Here is a 26,778-nt window from a genome sequence, read left to right on the forward strand (position 1 = left end):
CCGTCGTCAGCCGCCGCTGCCGAAGCATTGGAACCCGAGGATGCCGGGCGTGCGTGGCGCGGCGGCCAGGGCTCGGGCCGGGGGAAGCCCCGCGGCCAGGCCCCGGTGGAAGGCGAGCATGAACGCGGGTGTCTCCTCGTCCCGTACGGGGGTGACACTGGCGATCACGGTCGCGGTGCCGAGGGCCAGCAGGGTGCCGACCATGCCCGCCACGGAGTCCGTCTCGGCGCGGCCCAGGTCGCACGCCGAGAGCACCACGAGGTGGGGCGGGGCCTCCAGTTCCTCCAGGTCGTAGCCCATAAGCGGCCCGTCGGCGAGGTGGAGCCGCGAGAAGAGGGCGTTGCCATCGCGAAACTCGCCGTGGGCGGCGATGTGCGCGAGCGCGGCGTTGTTGAGGGCGGCCCGTACCTCCTCGGCACGGCTGGGGGCCGCCGCACCGGGATGGAGGCGGCGGAGCGCGTGGACTTCCGCGGCGGCGTGCCTCAGGTCCGGCCCGTGGGCCAGGACCACGTGGTTCCCGGCCGGACGCTGCCGGTGGGCCAGCAACCAGGAGGTGCCTGACGGGACGACGGTGAACGGCCGGCCGGTGAGCGACGGCAGGACGGACCAGGGCAGCGTGTGCAGGACGCCGGTCGGGGCGAGGACGGGTTCCCGGTCGCCGATGGTGTCATGGAGGGGCGCCAGGACGAGTTTCTCCAGCTGGGCGGCTGACTGGGCCAGACCTGCGTGCACCTGGTGGTCGCCTGGGGTGACGGCCAGGCGGCGGCTCGCGGCCCGGATCAGGTCGACGCTGGCGGCCACTTCCGCGAACGGGCCGAGACGGTGGCGACGGGGGCGGCCGGCGGAGACCGTGACCGCGTGCAGGTCCGGGCCGATCCGGACATACTCCAGCAGCACCCGGTCACCGAGTGCGTCGATGAGCACGGGAACGCCCGGACTGTACGGCGGATGCGTGACGGCCCGGCGCCGGGTCGTGGTGCGGATGCGCGATTCGAGCTCGTCGAGACGGTCCGGGGTGGTGACGGCCTCGCGTAGTTCGGTGAGGAGAGCGGCCCGTTCGGGATCGGACGCGCGGGCGGTCAGCGGGCGCCGCGCCAGGGCTCGCTGGCGTTCCTCGGCGGCGAGGAGCTCGCGGGCGGAACGGGCCAGTTGTAGGCCGAGTGCGGCGAGTTCGGAGCCGAGACCCGCCGCGCGGGCTCGGAGATCCGCCGCCCCCAGGGCCTCGGCGTGTTCTTCGAGGACGTTGAGCCCCGACCAGATGGCGCTGAGAGCGCCCCGCCGGTCGTGACGTGCCCAGTGTTCGAGGGCGACGGCGTGGTACGCGGCGACGCGGAGCGAGGCGGGCCCGGTCGTTTCCGCCCTGCTCAGCGGCTTGAGGAGGTGACCGGCCGGGCGACCGAGATGGAGCGCCACGCGCGCCGCGATGATCCGCGCCTCGGCGGACGCCTCCCGCCAGCCGCCGCGTTCGAGCCGTTCGGCGGTGGCGGTGGCCGTGTGGAGCAGGACCGTCGAACGATCGCCCTCGGCCCAGCGGGCCCGGAGCAGGAGATGCTCGGCGAGGAGCATCCAGCCCGTCCGTTCCTGGGCGGCGAACGCGGCGCGGGCCCGTTCCGCCGTCGCCGCCGCACGTTCGGGATCTCCGTCGGCGAGCTCGGCGTGGGCGAGCAGGAGCAGGCCGTCGGCCACGTCGCAGGCGTAGCCGTGGGCCGTCGCGTCCGCGAGCGCCGTCGTGAGAAGGGGACGGGCCTCGGCGGGCAGCCCCGCCCTGATCAGGGTCTCCGACTTGTCGATCCGCGCCTGGGCCAGGCGTTCTCCTGTCAGGTCCGGCTCGGCCTCGGCGTAGAGCCTGAGCGCGCGCGAGACGTTGCCGCGCCGGGACGCGACGAACGCCAGGTTCGCCCGGGCCATCGCGGTCTGGTGCCGGAGATGGGCCGCCGAGCCGACCGCGACCGCTTCGCTCAGCAGCGATTCCGCGGCGGCCAGGTCGGCGTGGAGCGCGCGGGCCAGGCCGAGGTTGGTGAGCAGCCCGAGCAACGTGACGGGATCGCCGCCCGACCGCAGCCGGGGCAACGCGCGGGCGGCGACCTGGTGCGCCTCGTCCAGACGTCCCGCTCTCGCCAGGGCGCCGGCGAGGTTGGCGGAGAGGCGGTCCGCGTCCGGACCGACGAGGACGCCTTCGGCCTGGGCCGCCGCCGCGAGCGCGCCGGTGATGTCGCCACGAGCGGCGAGCAGGCCGACCAGATGCATGCGGACCTGGGCCGCGGCGTAGGCGCGTCCCGACGCCTCGGCTTCGGTGAGGGCTTGCCCGAGATGCCGCAGCCCCTCGTCGAGAAGGCCCAGCTCGTGTGCGGCCAGCGCCGCGGCGCGCAGCACCAGTGGCCGGTCGCCGGTGGACGTGAGGAGGGCCAGCGCGCGGTCGTACGCCGTCGCGGGATCGGTCGCCGCGAGGTGCATGAGGCCGGTCAAAGGCACACCCAGCTCGTCACGACGGAGCTCGCGTCGGCGAGACGGAACTCAAGGCTGACCAGGCCCTCGGGGACCTGGGGAAGCACGAACTGACCGGCCCGGTCCGTACGGGCGGACGGCACTTCGCGCGCATGGGTCAGATGGCGGACGCGCACGTGGGCGTCGGCGGCCGGTACGAGCCGGCCGGTGAGCTCCCGGGTGGCGCCGCCGGTCCCGGTGACCTCGATCTCCACGGACCGTTCCGCGCCGGCGAACGTCAGCAGGCGGACCGGAGCGCCGCGAACACCGGCCGGCAGGGGCCGGTTGTGGTCGTCGGCGAGCTCGGCGAGGGCCGCGTCCGGCCGGCGCCAGGTGATCGCCGAACGGCCGGCGGCGACGACGTTCTCGGGGATCGGGTCCAGGGTCTGGAACGTGGCGCGCAGGCGCATGAGGAGTTCGTCCTCGTTCATCACGGCAGCCTCCGACGCAGGTTGTCCAGGCAGCGGGCCCGCGTCGGGCCGATGCTGCCCAGGGGGATGTCGAGCGCGGCGGCGAGCTCGGCGTAGCTCGGCGCGAGGGCGAGCATGCGCAGCAGGACCTGGCAACGGCGGGGCAGCGACCGCAGGGCGGCCGCGACGTCACCGAGGCGCTCACGGGCGAGGAGGATCTGCTCGGGCGGGGGAGCGGCGTCCTCGTGCACGTCGTACGGGAGCCGCCGGCTGCCGCCGCGCTGGGCCGTGCGCAGGCTCTCGCGGCGGGCGGTGGTCGCGAGCCAGCCGCCCACGGCGCCCGGCTCGGCGATCTGGTCCATGCGTTCGACCAGGCGCAGCCAGGTCATCTGCACGACGTCGCCACTGTCTGCCTCGCTCAGCCCGAACGAGCGCGCGATCGACCACAGCAGCCCGCTGTACCGGTCGACCAGCCGGCTCCAGGCCGCGCCGTCCCCGTCGCGCGCCCGCACGACGAGGTCGGCTGTTTCCTCTTCCAGGGCCATCGCAGTCTCCTCGCGAGGCCCCCCGCTGATCGACGACCTTAGGCGCGCACCTGGGACGTGTCCGCGCCGGGACACGCGCGGTTACCGCTTCGCCGCCGGGCCGTGCTCAAGACCTGATGATTACACCGAGGTCGGGAAGGGTAGACGCGGCGGCCGGATCGAGGACGCGGTCGGCGGCCTCGACGGCCGACAGGCCTGTGGCGGCGAGCCCCGCGATCGCGCCCGCCACGGCGGGCGCGGCGAACGACGTGCCGCTCCAGCGGGCGAACCCCTCGAACGCGTCGGGGTCGATGCCGTTCACCGTGGGCCGCGCGCCGTCGAAGCGCACGTAGCTGCTCGTGATGTCGACGCCCGGCGCGCAGGCGTCCACCCACCAGCCGTAGTTGGAGAACCAGGCCCGATCCCGCCGGTCCGCGTCGAGGGCCGCGACCGCTATCACGGACTTGTGCGCGGCGGGCCAGAACGGCCGGTCGCTCGCCGCGTTGCCCGCGCACGCGACGACGACCGTGCGGCGGCCGAGAGCGGCGATGGCGCGCGACAGGACGGGCGACGGACGGTCGTCGAAGGTGTGGCAGCCGAGCGAGAGGTTGACGATGTCGGCCCGCCCCCAGGACGCCAGCCACGACAAGGCCCGGATGACGTCGACCTCGTCGCCCACCCCGTCACCGCCGAGCACCCGGCGGGCGCGGACGCGGGCGGCGGGCGCGTGCTGGAGCAGGACACCCGCGATGAACGTGCCGTGCCCGGCCTGCGCGTCGAGCTCGAAGTCGAGGTCGGAGTCGAGGATCTCGGTCACCTCGTCCCGCTGCTCGGCGTACCAGTCGGTCTCCTCGTACCACGGATGCGGTGACAGGCCGGTGTCCAGCACGGCCACCGTGACCTCCCGCCGCGGCGGCGCCGCCTCCCCCTGCGCGCTGGCTATACCCGCCGTGCCCGCCGTGCCCGCGGTGCCCGCTGTGGCCGCTGTGCTGTCCGTGGCCGCTGTGCCGTCCGCGGCCTGCGGCGCCGGGAGCGGCGCGGCCGGGCGGGGCAGGTCGGCAGGGCCGCTCCACCAGAGCGGCTGCCCGTGCACGAGATGGTTGGGTGAGACGGTCAGCCGCCGGTGCCGTCCCTCGCCGCCGAGCTGCGCCGCCAGCTCGCACACGTCGACCTTCGCGGGCGAACGCAGCCGCAGCCGGGTGACGCCGTCCTCCTCCTGGCGCGAGTCGTACCAGCGCCGCACGAGGTCCTCGGCGGCGGGCACGTCATGGCCCGCGACGAGGATCTGGTCGCGCCGGATCAGGGCCGGGCGGCCGGCGAGCGGTTCGACCACCGTCACGTCGCGATGCCGTGCCAGCAGTCGTTCGAGCCGTACCTCTTGATCGAACACCGATACCCGCCTTCACTCCTCGTGACCGCTCCATTGCCCATAGTGCACGCGCGATGCCGCGCTGTGACGAGACTCGGGGGGACAAGGCGGTAGCGGATCACCGGGCACCGGTGCGTTACTGGAAGGGTGATCGGACGCGGGACGGCCCGCCCGAGCCCGAGGCCGCGGGCAACGGCGCTGGCAGGAGGCCTCACGCTGGAACGCGGCGCGAGCCTGCTCGCCGGCGCCGCGCCGCTCCTGGCCTTTCCCAGGCCCGGCCTCGGCTGGCTGGCCTGGCTCGTCCTCGTACCCGGAATGGCGCTGTGCCGGTCGGCGCCGACGCTGCGGGAGGCGGCGGTGCGCGGCTGGTGGTTCGGCGCCGGATTCCTCCTCGCGGCGCTGTACTGGACGTTGCCGAACATCGGACCGGGCCTGCTCCTCGTGGCGGTCGTCTTCGGCCTGCCGTGGGCGGTCTGGGGCGCGGCGATCCGATGGCTCGTTCCCGCCCGCCCGTTCCTGGCGATGCTCGTGGTGCCGAGCGTCTGGCTGGTCATCGAACTCCTGCGCTCCTGGCCCCGCCTCGGCGGCCCCTGGGCGCTCCTCGGCGCGAGCCAGTGGCGGTACCCGCCGATGCTGGGCCTGGCGGCACTCGGCGGCGTCTGGCTGATCTCGTTCGCCATCGTCGCGTTCAACACCGCCGTCGTGCTCGCGCTCGTCGCCCCGCCGCTGCGCGCCCGCCTGATCGCCCCCGCCGCGGCCATCCTGCTCGCCGGACCCGCCGCGTACGCGCTCACGAACGAGCCGCCCGCCGACCGGACCCTCACCGTCGCGCTGGTCCAGCCCGGCATCGTGCACGACCGCGCCGGACGGCTCGCCGCCGCCGAACGGATCACGGCGGCGCTCCCGCCCGCCGACCTGATCGTGTGGGGCGAGAGCAGCGTCGGCTACGACCTCGCCCGCCGACCGGACCTCACCTCCCGGCTCGCGGCCCGCGCGGCGGCCGGCGGCGACCTCCTCGTGAACGAGGACGCCCGCGACGCCACGGGCCGGATCTCCAAGAGCTCGGTCCTGATCGGCCCCACCGGCATCCAGGACCGGTATGTGAAGACCCGGCTGGTCCCGTTCGGCGAGTACATCCCGTTCCGCGACGCCATCGGATGGCTCAGCCGGATCAGCGCCGCGGCCTCCGAGAACCGCGTACCCGGAACGGGCGCCCGCGTCATGTCCACCGGCGACGTGACGATCGGGCCCCTCGTGTGCTTCGAGTCCGCGTTCCCCGACCTCGGCCGCGCCGTGGCCGAACGCGGCGCCCAGGTGATCGTCTACCAGTCGGCGACCTCGACGTTCCAGGACAGCTGGGCGCCGCCCCAGCACGCCGCCCTCGCCGCCGTCCGCGCCGCCGAGACGGGACGCCCCACCGTGCAGGCCGCGCTGACCGGCGTGTCCGCCGCGTTCGACGCGCGCGGCCGCCGCCTCGCCTGGCTGGACACCGGCCGCCGCGGCTCGGTCGTCGTCACGCTCCGCGTGCCGCCACCGGAGAGCCGCACACCCTACGACCGCTACGGCGACTACGTCGCCCACCTCGCGATCGCCGTGACCCTGGCCGCCGTCCTGGCGGCGGCCCGGCGCCGATTCCGCTGACTCCCGACCCGCACCCGGGAAGCCAAGGACCGGTGTCCCTGTCGTGCGGGACGCGCCGCCCGTAGTTTCGACCTTGCGACGACCACCTGACCACCGCTCGCTGGAACCGCTGCGGGGGCTCTGCGGAAGCGAGCGGGGTCGTCGCACTTTTTTTTGTGCCCCCGACTCGGGCAATCGATCGGCAAACAACGCCTGCGCGGTGGTGTGACACGTTCGGATGATGCACAATGAGGGACGCGGACGCCGTCCTGGGACGTACGAGGCCGTAGGGGAAGACGAGCCTCAGTACAGATCCAGGAGGTCCGGTGACCGCACGTGGCGTTTTCTACGTCCACTCCGCGCCACCTGCGCTGAGCCCGCATGTCGAGTGGGCCGCCGCAGGTGTTCTTGGCGTGCCCTGTTCGCTTGAATGGGCCGACCAGCCCGCCGCCCCGGGCACCCTGCGCGCGGAGCTCCACTGGGAGGCGGCCGCGGGCACCGCGGCCGGCATCACCTCCGCGCTACGGAATTGGAAACTGCTGCGATTCGAAGTCACCGAGGATCCGACGCCCGGCTGTGACGGCGTGCGCTACAGCTTCACCCCGTCCCTGGGCGTCTTCACCGGAGTGATCGGCGCCAGCGGCGACATCATGGTCCCCGAAGACCGCCTCCGCGCCGTCATGGCGAACGCGGCCGTCGGCAAGACCACCCTGGAGAACGAACTCGACCGTCTCCTCGGCACCCCCTGGGACAACGAGCTCGAACCCTTCCGCCGAGCCGGCGACGGAGCCCCAGTCCGCTGGTTGCACGCGGCTGTTTAATTTTTGATCTTGGCCTGAGGATTCGCCTGGCGGCTCACCCTCAACCAAGCTCAAGGCGAGCGCTGCATCGCTTCGCGATCTTCGAGCGAAGCTTCGCCTGCGGCTCGCTTCGCTCTCAGACCTCCGGACGCGCTCGCGCCGGTTGAGGTCGTCGCGTGGTCCTACCCCCCGGCTGAGCTGCGTGCGCAAGTGCCGCTACAAACGGGCGCGGCGACCTCAGCCGGTGGAGCAAACCCCTAACGGAGCTCAGCCACCGCGAGCGCGCTAACGGGTCGTGAAGCGAGCCGAAGGCGAAGCTTCACGAGAGATCGCGAAGCGATGTCGCGCTCGCCGCTTTTGCGGTTCGGCGGCCGAGCCGCTAGGCGAGGCCGCCGAGGCCGCGAAAGCCATAAACACAGCCGCGAAAGAGATTTACACAGCTCTTTGGAAGACGACTGAGACGTTGTGGCCGCCGAAGCCGAAGGAGTTGTTGAGGGCGGCCATGGGGCCGTCGGGGAGGGGGCGGGGCTCGCCGTGGACGATGTCGAGGTCCACGTCGTCGTCGATGTCTTCGAGGTTGGCGGTGGGGGGGACCAGACCTTCTCGGAGGGTGAGGATCGTGAAGACCGACTCGAGGGCTCCGGCGCCGCCCAGGAGGTGGCCGGTCATCGACTTGGTGCCGGTCACGGTCAGCTTGGCGCTGACCTCCGGGCCGAGGGCGGCCTTGATGGAGGCGAGCTCGGCGACGTCGCCGGCCGGTGTGGAGGTGGCGTGCGCGTTGACGTGCACGATGTCCTCGGGCTGGAGACCGGCGTTCACCAGGGCGCGGCGCATGGCCTTGGCCTGGCCGGAGCCGGTCGGGTCGGGGAGCACGATGTCGTAGGCGTCGCCTGAGTAGCCGCAGCCGGCCGCGATGCCGTGGATCGTGGCGCCGCGGGCGCGGGCGTGCTCCTCGGACTCCAGGATCATCACGGCGGAGCCCTCACCGAGGACGAAGCCGTCGCGGTTCTTGTCGTACGGGCGGGAGGCGCGCTCGGGCTCCTCGTTGCGGGTCGACATCGCGCGCATGGCGCCGAACGAGGCCATCTGCAACGGGTGGATGCACGCCTCGGTGCCGCCGCAGATCACGATGTCGGCGCGGCCGTTGCGGATCATGTCGATGGCGTAGCCGACGGCCTCGGCGGAGGAGGCGCAGGCGCTGACCATGCCGTGCGAGCCGGCCATGGCGCCGTACTCGATGCCGACGTGCCCGGCCGAGCCGTTCGGCATCAGCATGGGGACGGTGAACGGCGAGACCCGGGTCCAGCCCTTCTCCTTTTCGACCTCGTAGCTGGTGAGGGCCGAGTGCAGGCCGCCGATGCCGGTGGAGACGACGACACCGAGCCGGTCGCCGTCGGTGATCTCAAAGCCCTCGGCGCCTTCCTCATAGCCCTTCTTGGTGCGCGGCTTGAGGCCGGCGTTCGCCCAGGCCTCCTTGGCCGCGATCAGCGCGATCGCCTGGCAGCGGTCCAGCCGGCGCAGCGCCTGCTTGGGCATCACCTCGGACGGGTCGACGGCGAGCTGGGCCGCGAACCGCACCGGCAGCTCTTCGACGTTCTCCCAGTCGAGCTTGCGCACCCCGGACTTGCCGGCGAGCAACGCGGACCAGGTCGACGGCAGGTCTCCGCCGAGAGGGGTGGTCGCCCCCATACCGGTGACGACGACTGTGGTCTGGCTCGTGCTCATCGTGAGTGCTCCTCGCAAACTGGGGGTTGGAAGGCGGCGCGCCTCGGACCGGCCGGTGGCGCGCCGCGCCCCGGCAACGTCAGGCCTGCAGGTTCTGGACGAAGACGATGACGTCCTTGACCGTCTTGAGGTTGCGAAGCTCGTCGTCGGGGATCTCGACGCCGAACTTGTCCTGCGCGGCCACCGCGATCTCTACCATTGACAGCGAGTCGATGTCGAGATCGTCGATGAAGTTCTTCTCCGGCGTCACTTCGGCCTTGTCGATGCCGACGATCTCATCGATGATCTCCGCGAGGCCGTCCAGAATCTGCTGCTCGGTGGCTTCTGCCATGGTGTGCTTTCTCCTCCTTGGTTGGTCCAGAGCTCTGCGCGCAGGACGATGTCGCCTACGGGATCTGGATGACTTGGGCAGCGTAGGCCAACCCGGCGCCGAACCCGATCAACAGGGCGGGGGCACCGGACCGGACGTCGCCGCGTTCGATCATGTGGGCGAGGGCGAGCGGGATCGACGCGGCCATGGTGTTGCCGGAGGTGACGATGTCGTCGGCCACGACGGCGTTGGTCGCGCCGACCTTGCGCGCGATCGAGTCGATGATGCGCAGGTTGGCCTGGTGCGGAACGATCGCGCCGAGGTCGGCGGGGCTGATGCCGGCCCGTTCGCAGGCCTCCAGCGCGACGGGCGCGATGGCGGTGGTGGCCCAGCGGAACACCGCCTGGCCCTCCTGCGTGATGAACGAGGTGCGGTCGGCGATGGAGATCTTGTCGGCGTGGTCGCCGGCGCTGCCCCACACCACCGGCCCGATCCCGGGCTCCTCGCCGGCGGCCACCACGGCGGCGCCCGCACCGTCGGCGAAGATGATGCAGGTCGAACGGTCGGTCCAGTCGATCCACTGCGAGGTCTTCTCAGCGCCGATCACCAGCACGTTGCGGGCGCTGCCGGCGCGGACCGCGGAGCTCGCGGTGGCTAGCGCGTAGCAGAACCCGGAGCACGCGGCGTTGAGGTCGAACGCGCCGGGCGCGTGGATGCCGAGCCGGTGCGCGGTGGGCGCCGACACGTTGGGCATCGGCACGTCGTGCGAGGCCGTGGCGACGATGACGAGGTCGATGTCGCCGGGGCCGAGGCCGCTGCCGGCCAGGGCCTTGCCGCCCGCGTGCACGGCCATGTCGACGAGCGATTCGTCGTCTCCGGCGATGCGCCGCTCGGCGATGCCGACGCGGCTGCGGATCCACTCGTCGTTGGTGTCGACGGTCTTGGCCAGGTCGTGGTTGGTGACGACCTTGGCCGGCTGGTAGTCGCCGAACGAGAGGATGCGCGCACCCGGAGTGACGGCCGGCACGCGGAGCCGGGGTGCGGGGGTCGGTGTGGTCATGAGGTGTGCGCTTCGATCAGCTCGTGTGCCTTGTCGAGGTCCTCGGGGGTCTTGAGGGCGAGGGTCGCCACGCCGGCGTCCTTGAGCTCGCGCTTGGCGAGGCCGACGAGCGTGCCCGCGGGCGGCAGCTCGATGATCGCGGTGACGCCGAGCTCGCGCATGGTCGTCATGCAGGCGTCCCAGCGCACCGGGGCGCTGACCTGCTCGACGATGCGGCCGACGTACTCGCGTCCGGTGCCGACGGCCGCGCCGTCGCGGTTGGACAGCAGTGTGATCGCGGGGTCCGCCACCGGCGCGCCCGGCGCGAGCCGGCGCAGCGTATCGACGGCGGGGGCCATGTGCTCGGTGTGGAACGCGCCGGCGACCGACAGCGACCGCAGCCGCGCCCTGGGCGGTGGCTCGCTCGCGAACTCCTCCAGCCGGGCGATCGTGCCGGCGGCCACGATCTGACCGGCGCCGTTGACGTTGGCGGGGGTGAGGCCGTGCTTGTCGATCGAGGCGAGCACCTCGTCGGGGTCGCCGCCGAGCACGGCGGTCATGCCGGTCTCGGTGACCGCGGCGGCCTCGGCCATGGCGCGGCCCCGTTCGCGGACGAGCACCAGCGCGGCCTCCGGGGACAGCACGCCGGCGATCACCGCGGCGGCCAGCTCGCCGACGCTGTGGCCCGCGACCGCGTCGGGCCGCGAGCCGCCGGGATAGAGGGCCTCGTAGGCGGCCAGGGCGGCGGCGACCAGCAGCGGCTGGGCCACGGCGGTGTCACGGATCTCCTCGGCGTCGGCCGTCGTGCCGTACCGCACCAGATCCAGCCCGGTCACGGCGGACCACCACGCCAGGCGGTCGGCGACGCCGGGTACCTCAAGCCATGGCTGGAGGAATCCGGGGGTTTGGGCGCCCTGCCCGGGCGATGCGAGGAGAATCACGACCCCCAGCCTGCCCGCTGCGGGTCGGCGGTGCCGATGCGGATCAGCACGAACTTTCGTCGCAGGGGTTTGTACGACACCTACAAGGCGGGAAAACGGGACATCGCACGGGACGCGAGCTCACGTCCTCGGCGAGCGGGTGCCGAATCTGCCGAGCACCAAGGCGATCCGGAGCGTGAAGGCGTTGCGCCCGTCGGTCGGTGCGAGCCCGGTCAGCTCGCTGACGCGGCGCAGCCGGTAACGCACCGTGTTGGGGTGAACGAACAAAAGCCGGGCGGTGGCCTCCAGCGAGGAGCCCTGCTCCAGGTAGGTCGCGAGGGTGTCGAGCAGGGGAGCCCCGGCCGCGCACATCGGGTCGTAGACCTGCTCGACGAGGTAGCGGCGGGCCTCCTCGTCCCCGTCGAGGGCCCGTTCGGGCAGCAGCTCGCCCGCCATCACCGGCCGTGGCGCGTCGGGCCAGCCGGCCGCGGCCCGCAGCCCGGCCAGCGCCGCGCGCGCCGAGGTGGTCGAGTCGTAGAGATCGCCGACCGGCGGCCCGACGACGACCGGCCCGGGCCCGCACTTGGCGGCCACGGGGCGCGCCGCCTCCAGCGGGTCGGTGGCGCCGCCCACGATCACGATCACGCGGTGGCCCTGGACCCCGGCGAGCACGTCCACGCGGGCGCGCCGCGCGGCCAGTTGCATCTGGTCGATGGTGACCTCGGGCTCCTCGTCCTCGGGGGTGAAGCCGGCGATCACCGTCACCGGCTTGGAGGTCCAGCCCAGCGCGGCCGCCCACGAGTGCATGCCGTCGTCGACCTCGCCGCGCAGCACGGCGTTGACGACGAGCGCCTCCAGGCGCGCGTCCCAGGCGGCGCGGGTCTCGGCGGCCTGCGCGTAGACCTGGGCGGCGCCGAACGCGACGTCCCTGGTGTAGCGCAGGATCGCCTCGCGCAGCTGGGCCTCGCCGCCGGGGGCGGCGAGCTCGTCGAGCCGGGTCTCCACCACATCGATGATCACCCGGACCATGTCGATGGTGTGCTTCAGCTTGATCGAACGCATGAGCTCGCGGGGCGCGGTGCCGAACACCTCGCCGGCGATGGCGGGCCGGGACTCCTCGGCGTTCTTGAACCACTCCACGAACGCGGCGATGCCGGCCTGGGCGACCAGCCCGATCCAGGAGCGCTGGTCGGCCGGCATGCGCCGGAACCAGGGCAGCTGCTTCTCCATGCTGGCGAGGGCGGCCGTGCCGAACGTGCCCATGGCCTTCTCAAGCCGCGCGGTGGTCTGCTCCCTGATGGCGGCCTCGCTCGCGTTGTCCACACCCCCAGAGTGCCACCATCGCGCGCCTGCCCCGGCCCATCGCCGACGTTTCCGGCGTCCCTGACGCCGGAACGAACGCCGTGGCGGCGGCCGGCGGCCGGGGCGGCCTGCCGAAAATCCGCCGAGCTCACGGCCGGTAGTGGTCGGAAGCCCGGACGTCCGGAATCTGCTCGGCCGGACACCGAAAATTCCTGCCACACCAGGCTTTTCTGCTCACGAGGTGAGCATTTTCAGGCGGATCTGGTGACGTGGGACGCGTCACCCATCGCGATGTACGTGAGGTTCCTCAGCGAACGGGAGCCCGGGGCCAGGTAGTCGCTGTGGCCGCCGGACCCGGCGTCGAAGACGCGGGCGCCGAAGCGGGCCGAGACCGGGTCGGGACCCAGCCCGAGGCCGAAGATGCGGACGTGCGGGACGTCCTCCATCCAGTCGGTGGTGCCGCGCCCCGCCCATACCCGGGCGGTGCGGCTGAGCCGGGAGGCGGACCAGGCCGTCGTGCCGGGACTGCCGAACACGGCGATGTCGGTGACCTGCCGCCAGCCGTCGCCGGCCGCTCGCGCCCCGGTTTTGGCCGCCCGCCCGCAGACCACGGAACCGTAGCTGTGGCACAACAGGCTGACCCTGGCGGTGCGGTTGACCCGGTTGAGCCCCGCCAGGAACCTCCTGAGCTCGACGGCGCCCTGCCCTGCCCGGTCGTCGGTGAGCACGTCGCTGCTGAACGTCCGGGGCGAGGCGTAGCCCAGCCAGGCGACCACGGCCAGCCCGGGCGCTGGATTGATCTTGTGTGCCTGATCGTAGATCGCGCGGGCCCCGCCGCCGGGGGCCGACCACGGTCTGCCCGCCTTGGAGTCGAAGTCGGACAGGGTGGAGTCGGCGCCCGGGACCACCACCGCCACCCGGCGGGCACGGGTCAGGTCCCCGACGACCTCGATGGCGCGGCCGCGGCCGCGCGGATCGAAATACAGGAATCTCCGGCCCGGCCGCAGAAGATCACCGAGCGCCTTGGCCCGCTCCCGGTCGCCCACGGAGAGGGCGGTCTCCAGCGCCTGCTCGATCGCCTGCCGCTCTATGCCGAACCGTGCGTCCAGCGTCGAGGGCGCCATCGAGGGCACCTCCGGAGGCGCGGCGTACGGGTCGGCGTGGCCGGTCCCCGCCGTCGTCAGGAGGACGCCGGTGATGGTGACCGCGCAGGCCAGTGCGCGCCTGAGCCGTCGTCGGCGTGGGGAGACTCCGCGGGGGGCGGTCGTACGAGGCGGCATGGTCCGTCGTTTCTACCGGATGGCGGCGAATGGTCCGCGCAACCGGGGGTCGGCGTGCGTGTCTCGGATCGCCCCCATGGCGTAGGGGCCTTCTCGTTGGATGTACGCGAAGGCCCCGAAGTTGGGATCAAGATCGGGTCTTGCGGCCGCCCCGTTCGAACCGGTGGGCGAGCGCCCAGAAACCGGCCAGCGCGGCGGCGAAGGCGAGCAGCCACGGCAGCCGCGCCAGAAGCCACTCCGGCGTGTCGGGCACGGAGTGAAGGCCCGGCAGCGTGCCGGCGGCGAGGGCGGCACCGACCGTGATCGTCATCATCGCCGTCTGGTGCCAGAGGAAGACGGTCATGGCCGAGAGGTTCGCCAGCGCGACCGCCGCCCAGGCCCGGGGCCGTTCCATCCAGCGAGCCAGCGGACGCCGCAGCAGCAGCGCCAGTCCGGCCTGGGCGATCCCGAAGGCCACCGCGGCCAGGGTCGGCGGGTTGAGGTTGGAGATCGCGGCGCCCGGCACCCCGACCATGCTCGCCGGGTAGCCCGCGTACATGATCAGGCCCGCGGTGGCGACCGCGCCTCCGCCCAGCAGGGCCACGGCGGTGCGCCGGGAGGTCGCCTGCCCGTTCGCCCAGGCGATGCCGAGGTAGAACGGGACCAGCCAGCCGGTGATCACGGTCGCCCAGCCCAGCCAGGCCGGACCGTCCAGCCCGAACCTGGCCAGGTCGATCGCGGCGGTGGCCGCCACCGGGATCGCGGCGCCCCGGACGCCCAGGCGCCGCCAGACAACCATGATCACGGGCGTGAGCGCGGTGAGCGCGCCGTACACCGCCAGGAACCACAGCGGGCTGAGCACGAGCTTCACCAGCGACCGCAGGGTCTCGGGCTCATAGCCGGCCCGCCACAGCGCCGCCGTCGCCGGAATCCAGGCGAGCAGGAGCACCGGTACGGGCCGCAGCAGCCGTGCCATGCGGCGCCTCAGCCACGGCAGGTACGGTTCGCCGGACCGGTGTCCCTTGGCCGCGGTGTAGCCGCCGACCAGGAAGAAGACCGCCAGCGTCTGGAGCACCCAGGACACCGGGGCGAACGCGGGCATCGACGCGAGCGGGCTGGTCACGGCCAGTTGACCGTCGCCGCTCGGCACGAACACCGTGACGAGCCAGTGCCCGAGGATCACACCGAGAATGGCGAACGCCCGCAGCGCGTCCACGGCGCGGTCGCGGCCGGGCGGGGTGGCGGCGTTGATCCGGGCCACCAGCCCCCGCCGGGCGGTGTGACCGGCGGGCGTGGCGTCGCCGCCGGCGGGCCGGGTGGTGGCGGGCCCGCCGCGCGGGTCACGCGTCCTGGTGTCGAGCATGGCCTGCCTCCGGGTCGTGGCCGAGCGCGATGAGCGCGAGGGTGCGGAGTGAGGGGCTGCCGGGCTTGAGGTACTCGCTGTGCGAGCCGCTCCCGGCGTCGAAGCGGAGGGCGCCGAACCGCGCGTCCGTCGGGTCCGTGCCGAAGCCCACGCCCGCGAACTCGACGTTCGGCACGTACTCGGTCCAGTCGCCGGCCGAGCGCCCGGCCCAGACCCGGGCCCGCGTCCGCAGGTCGGCGGCCGAGTCGACGGAGGTGCCGGGGCTGCCGAACACGGCGATCTCGTCCACGGCCAGCTCGTCCTTCGCGGCGGCCTTGCCGACGACGACCGAGCCGTAGCTGTGGGCCAGCAGCGAATACCGGGCGGCGGGGTTCACCTCGCGCAGCTCGGCGAGGAACCGGCGCAGCCCGCGGGCGGCGTCGCCGGCCCGGCCGTCAGTGAGGATCACCGGGCTGAGCACGGACGGGGAGTCGTAGCCGAGCCAGGCGACCACGGCGACGCGCTCGCCCGGGGCCGTTCTGCGCATCTCGCCGTACAGCGCCTTGGCCCCGCCGCCCGCGAACTTCCAGCTGTCGTAGTTGTCCAGCTCGCCGTCCGCGCCGGGGACCACGACCGCGATCCGGCCGGCGCGGGCCAGGTCGCCGTGGACCTCGACGGCCTTGCCGTCGCCGCGCCCGTCGAACGTGAGGAAGCGGCGGCCGGAGCCGAGGAAGGCCGACAGGACGCGGACCCGCTGGTCGTCGCCCAGCCGCCGCGCGGTGGTGAGCGCCGCGCCGATGTCCTCGCGAACGGCCTGGTAGCGCCTTTCGAGCGCGGGCGGGGAGAGGCTCTCTGCCACGGCGGCGACGGGCGCCGCGTACGGCTCCGGGGTGCTCGCGCCGCTGGTCAGCGTCGACGCGGTCAGGATCGCCAGGGCGACGAGCAGAATCCTGCGCGCGGAACTCTCCTGGCGCGTCGAGCGGCGGCCCATCTTCCACGTCCTTCCTGGTCAGCGGGTATTTCCCACTGCTCAGGAAGGTAGGGAGAGGCCGTTGTAACGCAGATCAACCCGGAGAGCCGTCTTCGCCCGTACGACCGAGGGGTGACGGGTGCTACCGGAGGAGGCGGGGAGCCCTAGGACCCGGGAGTGACGAGGCCGACCTCGTACGCGTACACGATCGCCTGGGGCCGGTCGCGGAGGCCGAGCTTCATCAGGATGCGGCCGAAGTGGGTCTTGACGGTCTGCTCCGCCACCACCAGCTCGACCGCGATCTCGCCGTTGGACAGGCCGCGGGCGACCAGGGCCAGCACCTCGGTCTCGCGTTCGGTGAGCTCGTCGAGCTGTTTGCGGCCGGGCGGGCGCGGCCCGCCCAGCCGGGAGAACTCCGAGATCAGCCGCTTGGTGATCGACGGGGACAGCAGCGCGTCGCCGGCGGCCACGACGCGCACGGCGTCGGACAGCTCGGTGGCGGAGGCGTCCTTCAGCAGGAAGCCGCTGGCTCCCGCGCGCAGCGCCTCGTACACGTAGTCGTCCAGGTCGAACGTGGTGAGCATGAGCACCTTGGGCAGCGCCTCGCCATCGGCCGTGCCCTCCGCGGACAGCAGGCGCCGCGTCGCCTCCAGGCCGTCCATGACGGGCATCCGCACGTCCATGAGAACGACGTCGGGCCGCAGCTCGGCGATCCGGCGCAGTCCCTCCTCGCCGTTCACCGCCTCGCCGACGACCTCGATGTCGGGCTGGGCGTTCAGCAGCACGCCGAAGCCGGTGCGCACCATGCCCTGGTCGTCGACGATCACGACCCTGATGCTCACGGTGTCGCCCTCATCCCGCAGAATCCCTTCGTTCGTTCATCGTGAGGTCGGCAGCGTCGCGTCCACGGCGAAGCCCCCGTTCAGCGTCGGCCCGGCGCTGAGCTCACCGCCCAGCATGGCAGCACGCTCGCGCATGCCGACCAGCCCGTGCCCGCCACCGGGCGGCGGCTCCTGCGGCCTGCGGCCGTCCGGCGGCGGTTCGTTCACCACGCTCACCCGCAGCGCGTCCGCCGCGAAGTCGATCGCGACGGCCACCGTGGAGCCGGGCGCGTGCCGCATGGCGTTGCTGAGCGCCTCCTGAACGATCCGGTAGACCGTCAGCTCGTAACCCGGGGGCACGTGCCGCCGGTCGCCGGTCTCGGTGACCGTCACGGTGAGGCCCGCGCCGCGGGCGCCGCCGACCAGCTCGTTCAGCCGGTCGAGACTGGGCTGCGGCGCGGTCTCGGCGCCCTCCTCCTGGCGGAGCACGCCGAGGATGCGGCGCAATTCGGTGAGCGCGTCGAGGGCGGTGGCGCGGATCTCCGAGAGGTCCCGGCGGGTCTCGTCGGGCAGCTCGGTGACCTTGTAGGGCGCCGCCTCCGCCTGGATGGCGATCATGGACATGTGGTGGGCGACGACGTCGTGCAGCTCGCGCGCGATGCGCTGCCGCTCGGTCAGCACCGCCTCGGTGGCCTGGTGGCGGCGTTCCTGCTCGGCCAGCTCACGCCGGGCGGCGGCCTCGCGTTCCTGCAGCTCCCGGCGGGCCATCACGCGCTGCCGTACGAGGAACCCGGCCAGCAGCGGCAGCAGGGCCACCACCGTGGCACCGCCCGCCGTCCGGGCGGACAGCGCCCACATCCCGAAGATGGAGATCAGCCCGACGCCGACGGTGATGTGCCGCTCGCAGCGCACCGCCACCGAGTAGAGGACCAGGATCGCGGCGATGGCGGCGCCCGGCAGGTACGGCGTGGTCATCCAGTCGTCGACGTACGGGGTGCCGAACAGTATCGAGAGCGCGATCATGCGCCAGGCGCCGAGCGGATGGCGTTGCCGCAGCGCCAGCGGGAGGGCGGCGGTCAGCGCGATGACGAAGAAGAGCGCCGGGTTGGTGTAGCCCGGGTCCTTCTGGTGGGCCGCGTTCGTCAGCACCGAGTACGAGCCGAAGAAGATGGCGATCGCGATGCCCAGGTCGGTGAGCTGCGCCAGCACGCCGAAGGGCAGGCGCCCGATCCCGATCCGCCGGGTCCAGCGCAACCCGACCGGCCAGGGCGGGTTCGCGGGCGGAGGATCGGCCTTGCCGGCCACCGCGGCCGTGATGACCGGCCGCACCACGAGCCAGGCGGTCTGCGCCAAGCCGTGCTCCTCGGACTTCTCACTGGACATATGCCCAGGCTAGAGGGGGATCGGCCGGGGCCGAATGACACCGTGGTGCGACACCGGAGTCATACCTGGGTACGGTCTCGGTCGTGGAGCCCGTTGAAGCGCTGCGCCGGATCGCGTTCTTCCTCGAACGCGCCCACGAGCCGACCTACCGCGTCCGTGCCTTCCGCAAGGCGGCCGACCTGGTTGAGCGGATGCCGCCGGACGAGCTGGCCGGGCACGCGCGCAACGGCACGCTGACCGGGCTGACCGGCATCGGCAAGGTGACCGCGCTGGTGATCGAGGAGGCGCTGCGTGGTGAGGTGCCCGTCTATCTGAGGCGGCTGGAGGCCACCGAAGGGGAGCCGGTGGACGAGGCTGCGGGGGCGCTGAGGGCTGCGCTCAAGGGGGATCTGCATACTCACAGCGATTGGTCCGATGGTGGTTCGCCCATTCGGGAGATGGCCGAGACGGCTCGTTCGCTGGGGCACGAGTACCTCGCGCTCACCGACCATTCGCCCCGGCTGAAGGTGGCCAACGGCCTGTCGCCGGACCGGCTGCGGCGTCAGCTGGACGTGGTGGCCGAACTGAACGAGGAGCTCGCGCCGTTCCGGATCCTGACGGGCATCGAGGTCGACATCCTGGAGGACGGCTCGCTCGACCAGGAGGACGAGCTCCTCGACCGCCTCGACGTCGTCGTGGCGAGCGTGCACTCCAAGCTGCGCATGGACAGGGTGGGCATGACCAAGCGGATGGTCGCGGCGATCGGGAACCCACGGGTGAACGTGCTCGGCCACTGCACCGGCCGCATCGTCAAGGCAGGGGGCAAGCGGGGCGGGCTCAGGCCGGAGTCGGAGTTCGACGCGGCCCTGGTGTTCGACGCGTGCGCCGCGTACGACGTCGCGGTGGAGATCAACTCGCGGCCGGAGCGGCTCGACCCGCCCAAGCAGCTGCTGCGCCTCGCGGTCGAGGCGGGTTGCCGCTTCTCGATCGACTCCGACGCGCACGCGCCCGGCCAGCTCGACTGGCAGCCGTTCGGCTGTGACCGCGCCGCCCGCTGCGGCGTGACCCCGGACCTGATCGTCAACACCCTGAGCGCCGACGAGCTGCTGGGCTGGACTCGCAGCTAACAGAAGGTGAACGCCTTCTGAGCACTCTCGGTTGTCTGGGTGAAATGCCTGATTATTCACCTGTGTGTCCCTCAAGTGACGGTCTTCCCTCGGCACACTGTCGGCTGTTCGGTCCGGCGACCGCCGTACCGCGAGAACGTTCTGAACGAGGTCATGCCATGTCCGAAGCATTCGCCGGCTCCCCTGTAGACCCCGACGACCTGCCCTCCAACCCCTCGGGGAACGAGGCGTTCCAGGACGTCGTGGAGCGGCGGCTGTCCCGTCGCGGGGTGCTCCGCACCGGAGGGATCGTGGCCGCGGCCGGATTCCTCGGCACCGGTGCCGTGGCCGGCGTCGCACAGGCCACGGGAGGCAAGAGCGCGCAGGCCGTGACCGCCGCCGGCGCCTCCGGCCGGGGCCGTGGGCTGCTGCGCTTCAAGGCGGTGCCGCCCCACTCCGCCGACACCCTGACGGTGCCGGAGGGCTACACCGCCCAGGTGCTCATCCCGTGGGGCACCCCGATCCGCGCCGGCGGCCCCGCGTTCAAGAAGGACGCGTCCAACACCGCGGCCGACCAGGCGCAGCAGATCGGCATGCACCACGACGGCATGCACTACTTCCCGATGTCGCGCGGCGGCGACAGCGGCTTGCTCGTGCTCAACCACGAATACGTCGACACCACCCTGCTCTACAAGGACGGCGGCGCCACCGTCAGCAAGGAGAAGGTCGACAAGGCGCTCCACGCGCACGGCGTCAGCGTCGTGAAGGTCTCCCGGCACAGGGGCGGCTGGCGGCTGCGCGACTCCAAGTACAACCGCCGCATCCACGGCAACACCCCGATGACCTTCTCCGGCCCCGTCAAGGCCAACCACCCCGAGCTGGCCGCCAACGGGCCGGTTCGCGGCACCCTCAACAACTGCTCCAGCGGCTACACCCCGTGGGGGACGTACGTCACCTGCGAGGAGAACTGGAACAGCTACTTCGGCACCGACAAGGCCGGATGGACGCCGGACGCCGAGCAGAAGCGCTACGGCGTGCAGGCGAGCAGCGCGCCGTACAACTGGCACAAGGCCGACCCGCGCTTCGACATCGCGGCCAACCCCAAGGAGGCCAACCGGTTCGGCTGGGTCGTCGAGATCGACCCGTTCGACCCGAAGAGCACTCCGGTGAAGCGCACCGCGCTCGGCCGTGTGAAGCACGAGAGCGCCACCGTCACCGAGTCGCGCGGCCGCGTCGTCGTCTACACCGGTGACGACCAGGACGGCGAGTACGTCTACAAGTTCGTGAGCAGCGAGCCCTGGCGCCGCCTGCGCGCGCGCCGCAAGAGCCCGCTGGACCACGGCACGCTCTACGTCGCCAAGTTCAACGACGACGGCACCGGCACCTGGCTGCCCCTCGTCTTCGGCAAGGGCCCGCTGACCGCGGCGAACGGCTGGAAGGACCAGGCCGACGTCCTGATCCGCACCCGTACCGCCGCCGACGCCGTGGGCGCCACCAAGCTCGACCGGCCCGAATGGGTCGCGGTCCACCCGCACAACAAGGACGTCTACCTCACGCTGACCAACGGCTCGGGCAACGGCGGCAAGGTCAATCCGCGCAAGCCCAATCCGTACGGCAGCATCGTCCGCTGGCGCGAGAAGCACGGCGACAACACCGCGCTGACGTTCCACTGGGACATCTTCGAGCTCGCGGGCGACCCGGCGTACGACAAGACGGTCAAGCTCGGCCCGGACGCCATCCACGGCTCCCCGGACGGCATCGGCTTCGACCGGTCCGGCCGGCTGTGGATCCAGACCGACATCTCCAACTCGTCGCAGAACCTCGCCGCCAAGGGCTACGACAACATCGGCAACAACATGATGCTGGCCTCCGACCCGAGGACCGGCGAGATCCGCCGCTTCCTCGTCGGCCCGCGCGGCGCCGAGATCACCGGCTGGACGATCTCGCCCGACCAGCGGTCGCTGTTCATCAACGTCCAGCACCCCGGTGAGAGCACCGCCGCCTGGGGCACGCCGACCCCCGAGAACCCGCGGGCGGTCAGCAACTGGCCGGAGTACGACCCGCAGGGCCGTCCCCGCGCCGCCACCGTCGTGATCCGCAAGAAGGACGGCGGGGTCATCGGCACCTGATCCCCGCCGTTCCACCGCGGGCCGGGCAGCGTTCAGCCGCCCGGCCCGCGGTTCGTTCACCAGGCCGGAGTAGCGTCGGCACCGTCGCACCCGGTACGGAAGGACGGCGCGGATGACCGAGATCACCCACCGGTTCGTCGAGTCGAGCAGCGGCCTGCGGATGCACGTCGCAGAGGCCGGTGAAGGGCCGCTGGTCCTGCTGCTGCACGGCTTCCCCGAGTGCTGGTATTCGTGGCGGCACCAGCTGACCGCCCTGGCTGAGGCGGGTTTCCACGCGGTCGCTCCGGACCAGCGCGGCTACGCCCGCACGGGCGGCCCCGAGGAGACCGACAAGTATTCGCTCCTGCACCTGGTGGGCGACGCGGTCGGCCTCATCGAGGCGCTGGGCGAGGATCAAGCGGGCGTCATCGGCCACGACTGGGGCGCCCCGGTCGCCTGGGCCACGGCGCAGCTCCGGCCCGATCTCGTACGAGGCGTGGCGTGCCTGTCGGTGCCGCACCGGCCGCGCGGTTCGAAGCCGCCGGTCGCCACCATGCGCAAGCTCCTCGGCGACGGCTTCTACATGGTCTACTTCCAGCAGCCCAAGGTGCCCGAGGTGGAGTTCGAGCGCGACCCCGCCGCGACGTTCCGGCGGATGTTGTACGCGGCGTCCGGCGACGCGCCGCCCCTCGTCCCGATCGTCCCCGAGGGCGGCGGCTTCATCGATGTGTGCCCGGAACCGGAGGAGTACCCGGACTGGCTGACCGCCGAGGACGTCGACACGTTCGTCCGCGAGTACGAGGGGACGGGCTTCACCGGGCCGGTCAACTGGTACCGCAACCTCGACCGCAACTGGGAGCTCACCGCCGCCTGGCACCGCGCGCCCATCACGCCGCCCGCCCTCTACATCGTCGGGGACCGCGACATGGTCGCGGCCGGGCCGGGCGCACGCGAGACCATCGACCGGATGTCCGACTTCGTGCCCAACCTGCGCGAGACCATCTGGCTGCCCGGGTGCGGCCACTGGACCCAGCAGGAACGCCCCACCGAGGTGAACGAGGCCCTGATCGGCTTCCTGCGCTCGCTCTGAACTGTCAGACCCCCGGTGTACTGTCGCGGGGTGAACCGGACCGACCGCCTGTACGCACTGGTGGAACACCTGCGAGCCTGTGCCCCGCGCCGGGTCAGCGCGCGAGCGCTCGCGGCGCGGTTCGAGGTGAGCGTGCGCACGATCGAACGCGACCTCGCCGCTCTCCAGCAGGGCGGCGTGCCGATCTACGCCGACGTGGGCCGGGCGGGTGGCTACACGCTCGACAAGAGTCGCACGCTGCCGCCGCTCAACTTCACGCCCGCCGAGGCCGTGGCGGTCGCGATCAGCCTGGGCCGCGCGGAGGGCTCGCCGTTCTCGCGTTCCGCCCGCACCGCCCTGCAAAAGATCGTCGCCGCCATGTCGGCGGCCGACGGCGCGTCCGCGCGCGAGCTCGCCGGACGCATCCGCCTGCTCGCCCCGCTGGAGGACGACGAGCCCGCCTCGGTCCCGGCGGTCCTGGAGGAGGCGGTGTCCACCCGGCGCGTGGTGCGGCTCGCCTACATCGACAAGGACGGCACCGAGACCGAACGCGACGTCGAGCCGGTGGCCTTCACCGGCGGCACCCACGCCTGGTACCTGATCGGCTGGTGCCGCCTGCGCGGCGACGCCCGCGTCTTCCGCATCGACCGCGTACGCCGCGCCGCCCTCCTGGAGGAGACCGCCCCCGAACGCAGCTTCGAAGACATCACCGAAACCCCACCCAACGCCGTAGTAAGAGCCCTGGAATTCATCTGAACGTCGAACGGCCCGCCCAACTGGTTGTTGGACGGGCCGCTGTGTTCACGGCTCCGCGGCCTCGGGGACCTCGCCTGGCGGCTCGGTCCCCGAACCGCAAAGCAGGCGAGCGCGACATCGCTTCGCGATCTTCGCGCGAAGCTTCGCCTGGCGGCTCGCTCCGGCTCAGGTAACGCGCTCGCGCGTCGGCTGAGCCGGTCATTGCCAAGCGACCCGCCCAGCCGGATGCTGGACGGGCCGCTTTGGGGCTATCAGGTCAGCCGAGTAGGTGCTTCATGGCCCGCTTTACGAAGTCGTTGCGGGCTTCGGTGGACAGGCCTTCGGCGCCGAAGCCGAGGTAGACGCTGTCCCTGGTGGTGACGCCGGCGCCCTCTTCGAACGCCCGCTGGCTGCGGGCCCAGTCGTTGGAGGCCGGGGCCGAGCCGGTGGGCGGTCCCGCGACGGTCCAGCCGCCGAGGTCGGACTCGAAGGACGTCTCCGCGAGGGTCGCGCCGCCTGAGGTGATCTTGGCGTCGTCGAGGAACACGCCGAGGCCCTGGGTGCCCCAGTCGCTGACGTAGGAGATGGAGATCTCGACCTTCTTGCCCGCGTAGGGCGTCAGGTCGATCGACCATTCCTTGTAGCCGTTGGACTTGCCGGTGGCGGCGTGCCACGTGCCGGTGGTGCCGGTCGGCGAGCAGTCCTGGCCCTGGTAGTGGTTCAGGTGCGGGTGGATCGCGCGCCAGCCGCCGGCGCAGCTCTCACCCGTGCCCTGCTGGGTGTTGCCGTTGGCGTCCGGAAGGGTCGTCCAGTCGTCCTGGCCCTCGGTGTGGGCCTCGACGAACAGGTAGTCCCAGTTCGGCTCGGTCTCGTAGGAGGAGTGGAAGGTCAGCTTCCCGTCCGTCTTGCCCGTCAGGTCGACGGTGCGGGTGAGCCGCTTGTACGACACGTCGGCCTGGCCGCTGTAGACGTACCAGGAGCCGGTGCGCGGGTCGTACGGGGCGCCGCCCGGACGCTCCCACTTGATCGGGGCGCTTGAGGCGAACTGCGGGAACTGCTTCTTCGGCAGGAAGCTCGACGTGCTCAGGAACGACCCGGTGTGGTCCTGGTTGTTCGCCGAGTCGCCGCCGTTGAGCGGGGCCGCGAAGCCGTTGAACTTCCCTGCCGTTCCCTTGACCGGGTACGGCTTGCCGTCCTGCCCGGTGCCGCCGTCGCTGATGTAGCTGTAGGCACCGAGGTAGTACTGCAGGAAGTCGTTGAACATCGGCAGGCACGGCGGGTCGCTGGGCGTGCCGCACTCGGGCTGGGCCGGGACGTCCGGCTCGTAGTAGTACGAGCCGTCCGCGCCCTGCGCGAAGCCCGCGTACTTGCCGGTGAGCAGGAGCTTGCCGCCCTCGTTGAGGTAGTCGCGGACGCTGAGTTCCAGGTCGAAGGCGAGCTTCGCCGCGGTGCCGCCCGGCTGGCCGACGTTGCGCGGGATGATGTCGTCGCCGGTCTCCCAGACGACCGCCTTGTAGTGGCTGAGGACGCCGAGGTGGTGCGGCGCCTTGCGGCCGTTCTTGTCGATGTCGTAGACGTCGGAGCTGTGGCCCGCCGCCGTCAACGAGGAGGTGTAGGCGCCGGTGTACTTGGCCTGGGTGACGCCCTGGGCCGGGCTGGCGCCCGTGACGTCCTCGGCCGCGAGCACGAGCACCTTGCCGCCGATGTCGGAGGCGACCGTGTAGGTGAACTTCTGGCTGCTCACCTTCGTGCCCTTGTTGCGGGCCTCGAACCAGACCTCGACCTTGTCACCGGCCTTGGTGCCGCGCACGGTGCCGCGGTACTCGCCGTAGTAGTGGCGGCCTTCGTCTCCGTACCGTTCGCCGCCCTTCCACTCGCGGACCCCGGTGGTCACGGTGCGGCCGCCGTTGACGCTGTAGCGCATGGTCTTCGCGCTGAGCGACTTGCGTGCGGTGACCGCGACCGGCTGGTTGCGGCCGTGCGAGACCGGGAACGCGTCGGCGACCAGGTCCGGCGTGGTCTTGCCGACCACGGACACCGGCTTGTCGGGGCTGTGCGACGACTTGGCCGTCGCGATCGCCAGCGGCAGGTTCTTGGTGAACTCCTGCTGGATCAGCTTCTCGTCGTCCGGGAAGTGGAAGACGCTGGCGCAGTCCTCGGGCCGCCACGGGTCGTTCGGGTCGATGGCGCTGATCGTCTGGCAGGTCGACATCTCCGGGGTGTAGGTCAGCACGCCGTGGCGCTCGCCCATGTGACCGTCGGTGTCGCCGTTGGTGATGTAGAGCTCGGCCCCGAGGTCGGGGTCGTAGCCCGGCACCGCCGGGTTCGCGTCGTCACCGAGCAGCGCCTCGAAGACCTTGTCGTCCGGGCTGGGCGTCTGCTGCTGCCAGCCGACGCCGTAGAGCAGCAGCTCCGCGGCCGAGTGGTAGTTGACCATCAGCTTGGGCTTGAGCTTGCGGATGAAGGCGTCCTGCGTCTTCGTCTCGGGCTCGGAGCCCGGCGCCTTGCCCCGGTAGGTCTGGCTGTCGATCTGCGGCGACGAGCCCTCGTTGTCGTAGCCCCACTTGTAGGGGAAGTTGCGGTTGGGGTCGACGCCGTCGGCGTTGGTGATCTGGCCGTCCCCGTCGTTGTCGCGCACGTTCTTGCGCCACATCCGGTAGTCGGGGTTGAACGTGAGGTCGTAGCCGTCGACGTTGACCACCGGGATGAACCAGATGTCGGTCGTGTTGACCAGCTTGGTGATCTCGGCGTCCGTGCCGTAGCTGTTCAGGAAGTGGTGCATCGTCCGGCGCACCTGCTCCGGCGTGATCCACTCACGGGCGTGCTGGGCGGCCTGGAAGACCACCGAGGGGCGGCTGCCGCGCATCGGGTAGGTGCGGGCGCCCTTGGTGACCCGTACCGCGGTGATCGGCTGGCCCTTGAGGGACTTGCCGATGTCCACGGACCTGGCGATGTTCGGGTGGTCGGCCGCCGCCTTGACGATCTCCTCGCGGAGGTTGCCGGCTCCCGAGTACGGCCGGAACACCTTGGCCTGGGCGGCCAGGGTCCTGGAGCGTTCGCTCGCCGTCTTGCCCTTGACCTTCTTCAGCTGGAGCGGCACGCCCTTGGCGCGCAGGGCCTCGCCCTGCGCCTTGCTCATGACGACCTCGACCGGGACCTTGCCGCCCTGGGCCTTGCCCAGGGAGATGTCCTCGTGGTCGAGCCCGAGTTCGCGCAGCTTCTTGACATGGTCCACCGTCAGCTGGCCGGTGAACACCTCGATCCGGTCGTTGGCACGCGTCGGACCCGCGGGCGCGGCGGTGGCGGCGGGCACGGCCGCCACCATTCCGGCTCCGAGGGTCAACGCGGCGAAGAATGAGGTGACTCTGCGCCTCATCGCGCCTCCATTGGCACTCAAGGGGATTGAGGAGTCGCTGGCCGAGCGGGGGCGCACGTGGCTCTCCTCAGACGACGTCAGCGTGCTAGAGGCGGTAAGTGTGGTCAATGCCTTATGGGTGGTTTGT

At 72.0% G+C, this 26,778-nt stretch carries 21 protein-coding genes; 6 read left to right on the forward strand and 15 right to left on the reverse strand.

Features of this window, described 5'->3' with window-relative positions; translation table 11 throughout:
- Window positions 1-6 precede the first annotated feature (6 nt).
- The 4 genes from ABD333_RS08340 to ABD333_RS08355 all read right to left on the reverse strand — a co-directional run bounded on the left by ABD333_RS08340 (window position 7) and on the right by ABD333_RS08355 (window position 4,808).
- A complete protein-coding gene (locus ABD333_RS08340; RefSeq protein ID WP_344539335.1) occupies window positions 7-2,472 on the reverse strand; it encodes a CHAT domain-containing protein in 2,466 nt (821 codons plus the stop codon).
- Window positions 2,463-2,915, reverse strand: coding sequence for a hypothetical protein (locus ABD333_RS08345; RefSeq protein ID WP_344539337.1), 453 nt, complete (start codon window positions 2,913-2,915; stop codon window positions 2,463-2,465). The genes ABD333_RS08340 and ABD333_RS08345 overlap by 10 nt, the downstream gene beginning before the upstream one ends.
- Window positions 2,915-3,439, reverse strand: coding sequence for an RNA polymerase sigma factor (locus ABD333_RS08350; protein WP_344539338.1), 525 nt, complete (start codon window positions 3,437-3,439; stop codon window positions 2,915-2,917). Before ABD333_RS08350 ends, ABD333_RS08345 begins: the two co-directional genes overlap by 1 nt.
- A gap of 106 nt (window positions 3,440-3,545) precedes the next feature.
- Window positions 3,546-4,808, reverse strand: coding sequence for a S8 family peptidase (locus tag ABD333_RS08355; RefSeq protein WP_344539339.1), 1,263 nt, complete (start codon window positions 4,806-4,808; stop codon window positions 3,546-3,548).
- Window positions 4,809-4,934: 126 nt separating this feature from the next.
- On the opposite strand from ABD333_RS08355, the gene lnt reads away from it, so the two are divergent.
- Both lnt and ABD333_RS08365 read left to right on the forward strand, forming a co-directional pair.
- Window positions 4,935-6,428, forward strand: a complete 1,494-nt coding sequence (gene lnt, locus ABD333_RS08360) for an apolipoprotein N-acyltransferase (protein WP_344539341.1) — start codon at window positions 4,935-4,937, stop codon at window positions 6,426-6,428.
- Window positions 6,429-6,733: 305 nt separating this feature from the next.
- Window positions 6,734-7,228, forward strand: coding sequence for a DUF3145 domain-containing protein (locus ABD333_RS08365; protein WP_344539342.1), 495 nt, complete (start codon window positions 6,734-6,736; stop codon window positions 7,226-7,228).
- A gap of 411 nt (window positions 7,229-7,639) precedes the next feature.
- On the opposite strand, the gene ABD333_RS08370 is transcribed toward ABD333_RS08365, so the two are convergent.
- The 10 genes from ABD333_RS08370 to ABD333_RS08415 form a co-directional block, all read right to left on the reverse strand.
- Window positions 7,640-8,932, reverse strand: coding sequence for a beta-ketoacyl-[acyl-carrier-protein] synthase family protein (locus ABD333_RS08370; protein WP_344539344.1), 1,293 nt, complete (start codon window positions 8,930-8,932; stop codon window positions 7,640-7,642).
- A gap of 79 nt (window positions 8,933-9,011) precedes the next feature.
- Window positions 9,012-9,263 carry an acyl carrier protein gene (locus ABD333_RS08375; RefSeq protein ID WP_344539346.1) on the reverse strand — a complete coding sequence of 84 codons (252 nt, stop codon included), beginning with the start codon at window positions 9,261-9,263 and terminating at the stop codon, window positions 9,012-9,014.
- Window positions 9,264-9,318: 55 nt separating this feature from the next.
- Entirely contained in the window at window positions 9,319-10,302 is a 984-nt protein-coding gene (locus ABD333_RS08380; RefSeq protein ID WP_344539348.1) for a beta-ketoacyl-ACP synthase III, read from the reverse strand.
- Window positions 10,299-11,222 carry an ACP S-malonyltransferase gene (locus ABD333_RS08385; protein ID WP_344539349.1) on the reverse strand — a complete coding sequence of 308 codons (924 nt, stop codon included), beginning with the start codon at window positions 11,220-11,222 and terminating at the stop codon, window positions 10,299-10,301. The genes ABD333_RS08380 and ABD333_RS08385 overlap by 4 nt, the downstream gene beginning before the upstream one ends.
- Before the next feature lie 120 nt (window positions 11,223-11,342).
- Window positions 11,343-12,524 carry a PucR family transcriptional regulator gene (locus ABD333_RS08390; protein WP_344539350.1) on the reverse strand — a complete coding sequence of 394 codons (1,182 nt, stop codon included), beginning with the start codon at window positions 12,522-12,524 and terminating at the stop codon, window positions 11,343-11,345.
- Between the two features lie 230 nt (window positions 12,525-12,754).
- On the reverse strand, window positions 12,755-13,783 hold the full coding sequence (locus ABD333_RS08395) for an alpha/beta hydrolase (RefSeq protein WP_344539352.1): 1,029 nt from the start codon (window positions 13,781-13,783) through the stop codon (window positions 12,755-12,757).
- Window positions 13,784-13,910: 127 nt separating this feature from the next.
- On the reverse strand, window positions 13,911-15,125 hold the full coding sequence (locus ABD333_RS08400; protein WP_344539353.1) for an acyltransferase family protein: 1,215 nt from the start codon (window positions 15,123-15,125) through the stop codon (window positions 13,911-13,913).
- Window positions 15,103-16,095 carry an alpha/beta hydrolase gene (locus ABD333_RS08405; protein WP_344539354.1) on the reverse strand — a complete coding sequence of 331 codons (993 nt, stop codon included), beginning with the start codon at window positions 16,093-16,095 and terminating at the stop codon, window positions 15,103-15,105. The genes ABD333_RS08400 and ABD333_RS08405 overlap by 23 nt, the downstream gene beginning before the upstream one ends.
- Before the next feature lie 143 nt (window positions 16,096-16,238).
- The gene (locus tag ABD333_RS08410; protein ID WP_344539356.1) at window positions 16,239-16,916 is read right to left on the reverse strand and encodes a response regulator; all 678 of its coding nucleotides are present in this window, start codon (window positions 16,914-16,916) and stop codon (window positions 16,239-16,241) included.
- A 36-nt stretch (window positions 16,917-16,952) separates the two neighbouring features.
- On the reverse strand, window positions 16,953-18,278 hold the full coding sequence (locus tag ABD333_RS08415; RefSeq protein WP_344539358.1) for a sensor histidine kinase: 1,326 nt from the start codon (window positions 18,276-18,278) through the stop codon (window positions 16,953-16,955).
- Between the two features lie 83 nt (window positions 18,279-18,361).
- Between ABD333_RS08415 and ABD333_RS08420 the strand changes: the two genes are divergently transcribed.
- The 4 genes from ABD333_RS08420 (at window position 18,362) to ABD333_RS08435 (ending at window position 23,296) form a co-directional block, all read left to right on the forward strand.
- The gene (locus ABD333_RS08420; RefSeq protein ID WP_344539361.1) at window positions 18,362-19,384 is read left to right on the forward strand and encodes a PHP domain-containing protein; all 1,023 of its coding nucleotides are present in this window, start codon (window positions 18,362-18,364) and stop codon (window positions 19,382-19,384) included.
- 158 nt (window positions 19,385-19,542) lie between these two features.
- Window positions 19,543-21,492, forward strand: coding sequence for a PhoX family protein (locus ABD333_RS08425; protein ID WP_344539363.1), 1,950 nt, complete (start codon window positions 19,543-19,545; stop codon window positions 21,490-21,492).
- A gap of 112 nt (window positions 21,493-21,604) precedes the next feature.
- Window positions 21,605-22,561: an alpha/beta fold hydrolase gene (locus ABD333_RS08430; RefSeq protein ID WP_344539364.1), complete on the forward strand. Its 957-nt coding sequence runs from the start codon at window positions 21,605-21,607 to the stop codon at window positions 22,559-22,561.
- Window positions 22,562-22,591: 30 nt separating this feature from the next.
- The gene (locus ABD333_RS08435) at window positions 22,592-23,296 is read left to right on the forward strand and encodes a helix-turn-helix transcriptional regulator (RefSeq protein WP_344539365.1); all 705 of its coding nucleotides are present in this window, start codon (window positions 22,592-22,594) and stop codon (window positions 23,294-23,296) included.
- 256 nt (window positions 23,297-23,552) lie between these two features.
- Here ABD333_RS08435 and ABD333_RS08440 read toward each other — a convergent pair whose 3' ends face one another.
- Window positions 23,553-26,651, reverse strand: a complete 3,099-nt coding sequence (locus ABD333_RS08440; RefSeq protein ID WP_344539366.1) for a M14 family metallopeptidase — start codon at window positions 26,649-26,651, stop codon at window positions 23,553-23,555.
- Window positions 26,652-26,778 lie beyond the last annotated feature (127 nt).

This window comes from Actinomadura fulvescens (assembly GCF_039533225.1).
GTDB lineage: Bacteria > Actinomycetota > Actinomycetes > Streptosporangiales > Streptosporangiaceae > Spirillospora > Spirillospora fulvescens.

Coding starts and splice junctions, on each gene's coding strand:
- ABD333_RS08370 (WP_344539344.1), bottom strand. CDS start 8,932: ATGAGCACGAGCCAGACCACAGTCGTCGTCACCGGTATGGGGGCGACC.
- ABD333_RS08350 (WP_344539338.1), bottom strand. CDS start 3,439: ATGGCCCTGGAAGAGGAAACAGCCGACCTCGTCGTGCGGGCGCGCGAC.
- ABD333_RS08400 (WP_344539353.1), bottom strand. CDS start 15,125: ATGCTCGACACCAGGACGCGTGACCCGCGCGGCGGGCCCGCCACCACC.
- ABD333_RS08345 (WP_344539337.1), bottom strand. CDS start 2,915: ATGAACGAGGACGAACTCCTCATGCGCCTGCGCGCCACGTTCCAGACC.
- ABD333_RS08375 (WP_344539346.1), bottom strand. CDS start 9,263: ATGGCAGAAGCCACCGAGCAGCAGATTCTGGACGGCCTCGCGGAGATC.
- ABD333_RS08405 (WP_344539354.1), bottom strand. CDS start 16,095: ATGGGCCGCCGCTCGACGCGCCAGGAGAGTTCCGCGCGCAGGATTCTG.
- ABD333_RS08415 (WP_344539358.1), bottom strand. CDS start 18,278: ATGTCCAGTGAGAAGTCCGAGGAGCACGGCTTGGCGCAGACCGCCTGG.
- ABD333_RS08440 (WP_344539366.1), bottom strand. CDS start 26,651: ATGAGGCGCAGAGTCACCTCATTCTTCGCCGCGTTGACCCTCGGAGCC.
- ABD333_RS08425 (WP_344539363.1), top strand. CDS start 19,543: ATGTCCGAAGCATTCGCCGGCTCCCCTGTAGACCCCGACGACCTGCCC.
- ABD333_RS08430 (WP_344539364.1), top strand. CDS start 21,605: ATGACCGAGATCACCCACCGGTTCGTCGAGTCGAGCAGCGGCCTGCGG.
- ABD333_RS08380 (WP_344539348.1), bottom strand. CDS start 10,302: ATGACCACACCGACCCCCGCACCCCGGCTCCGCGTGCCGGCCGTCACT.
- ABD333_RS08395 (WP_344539352.1), bottom strand. CDS start 13,783: ATGCCGCCTCGTACGACCGCCCCCCGCGGAGTCTCCCCACGCCGACGA.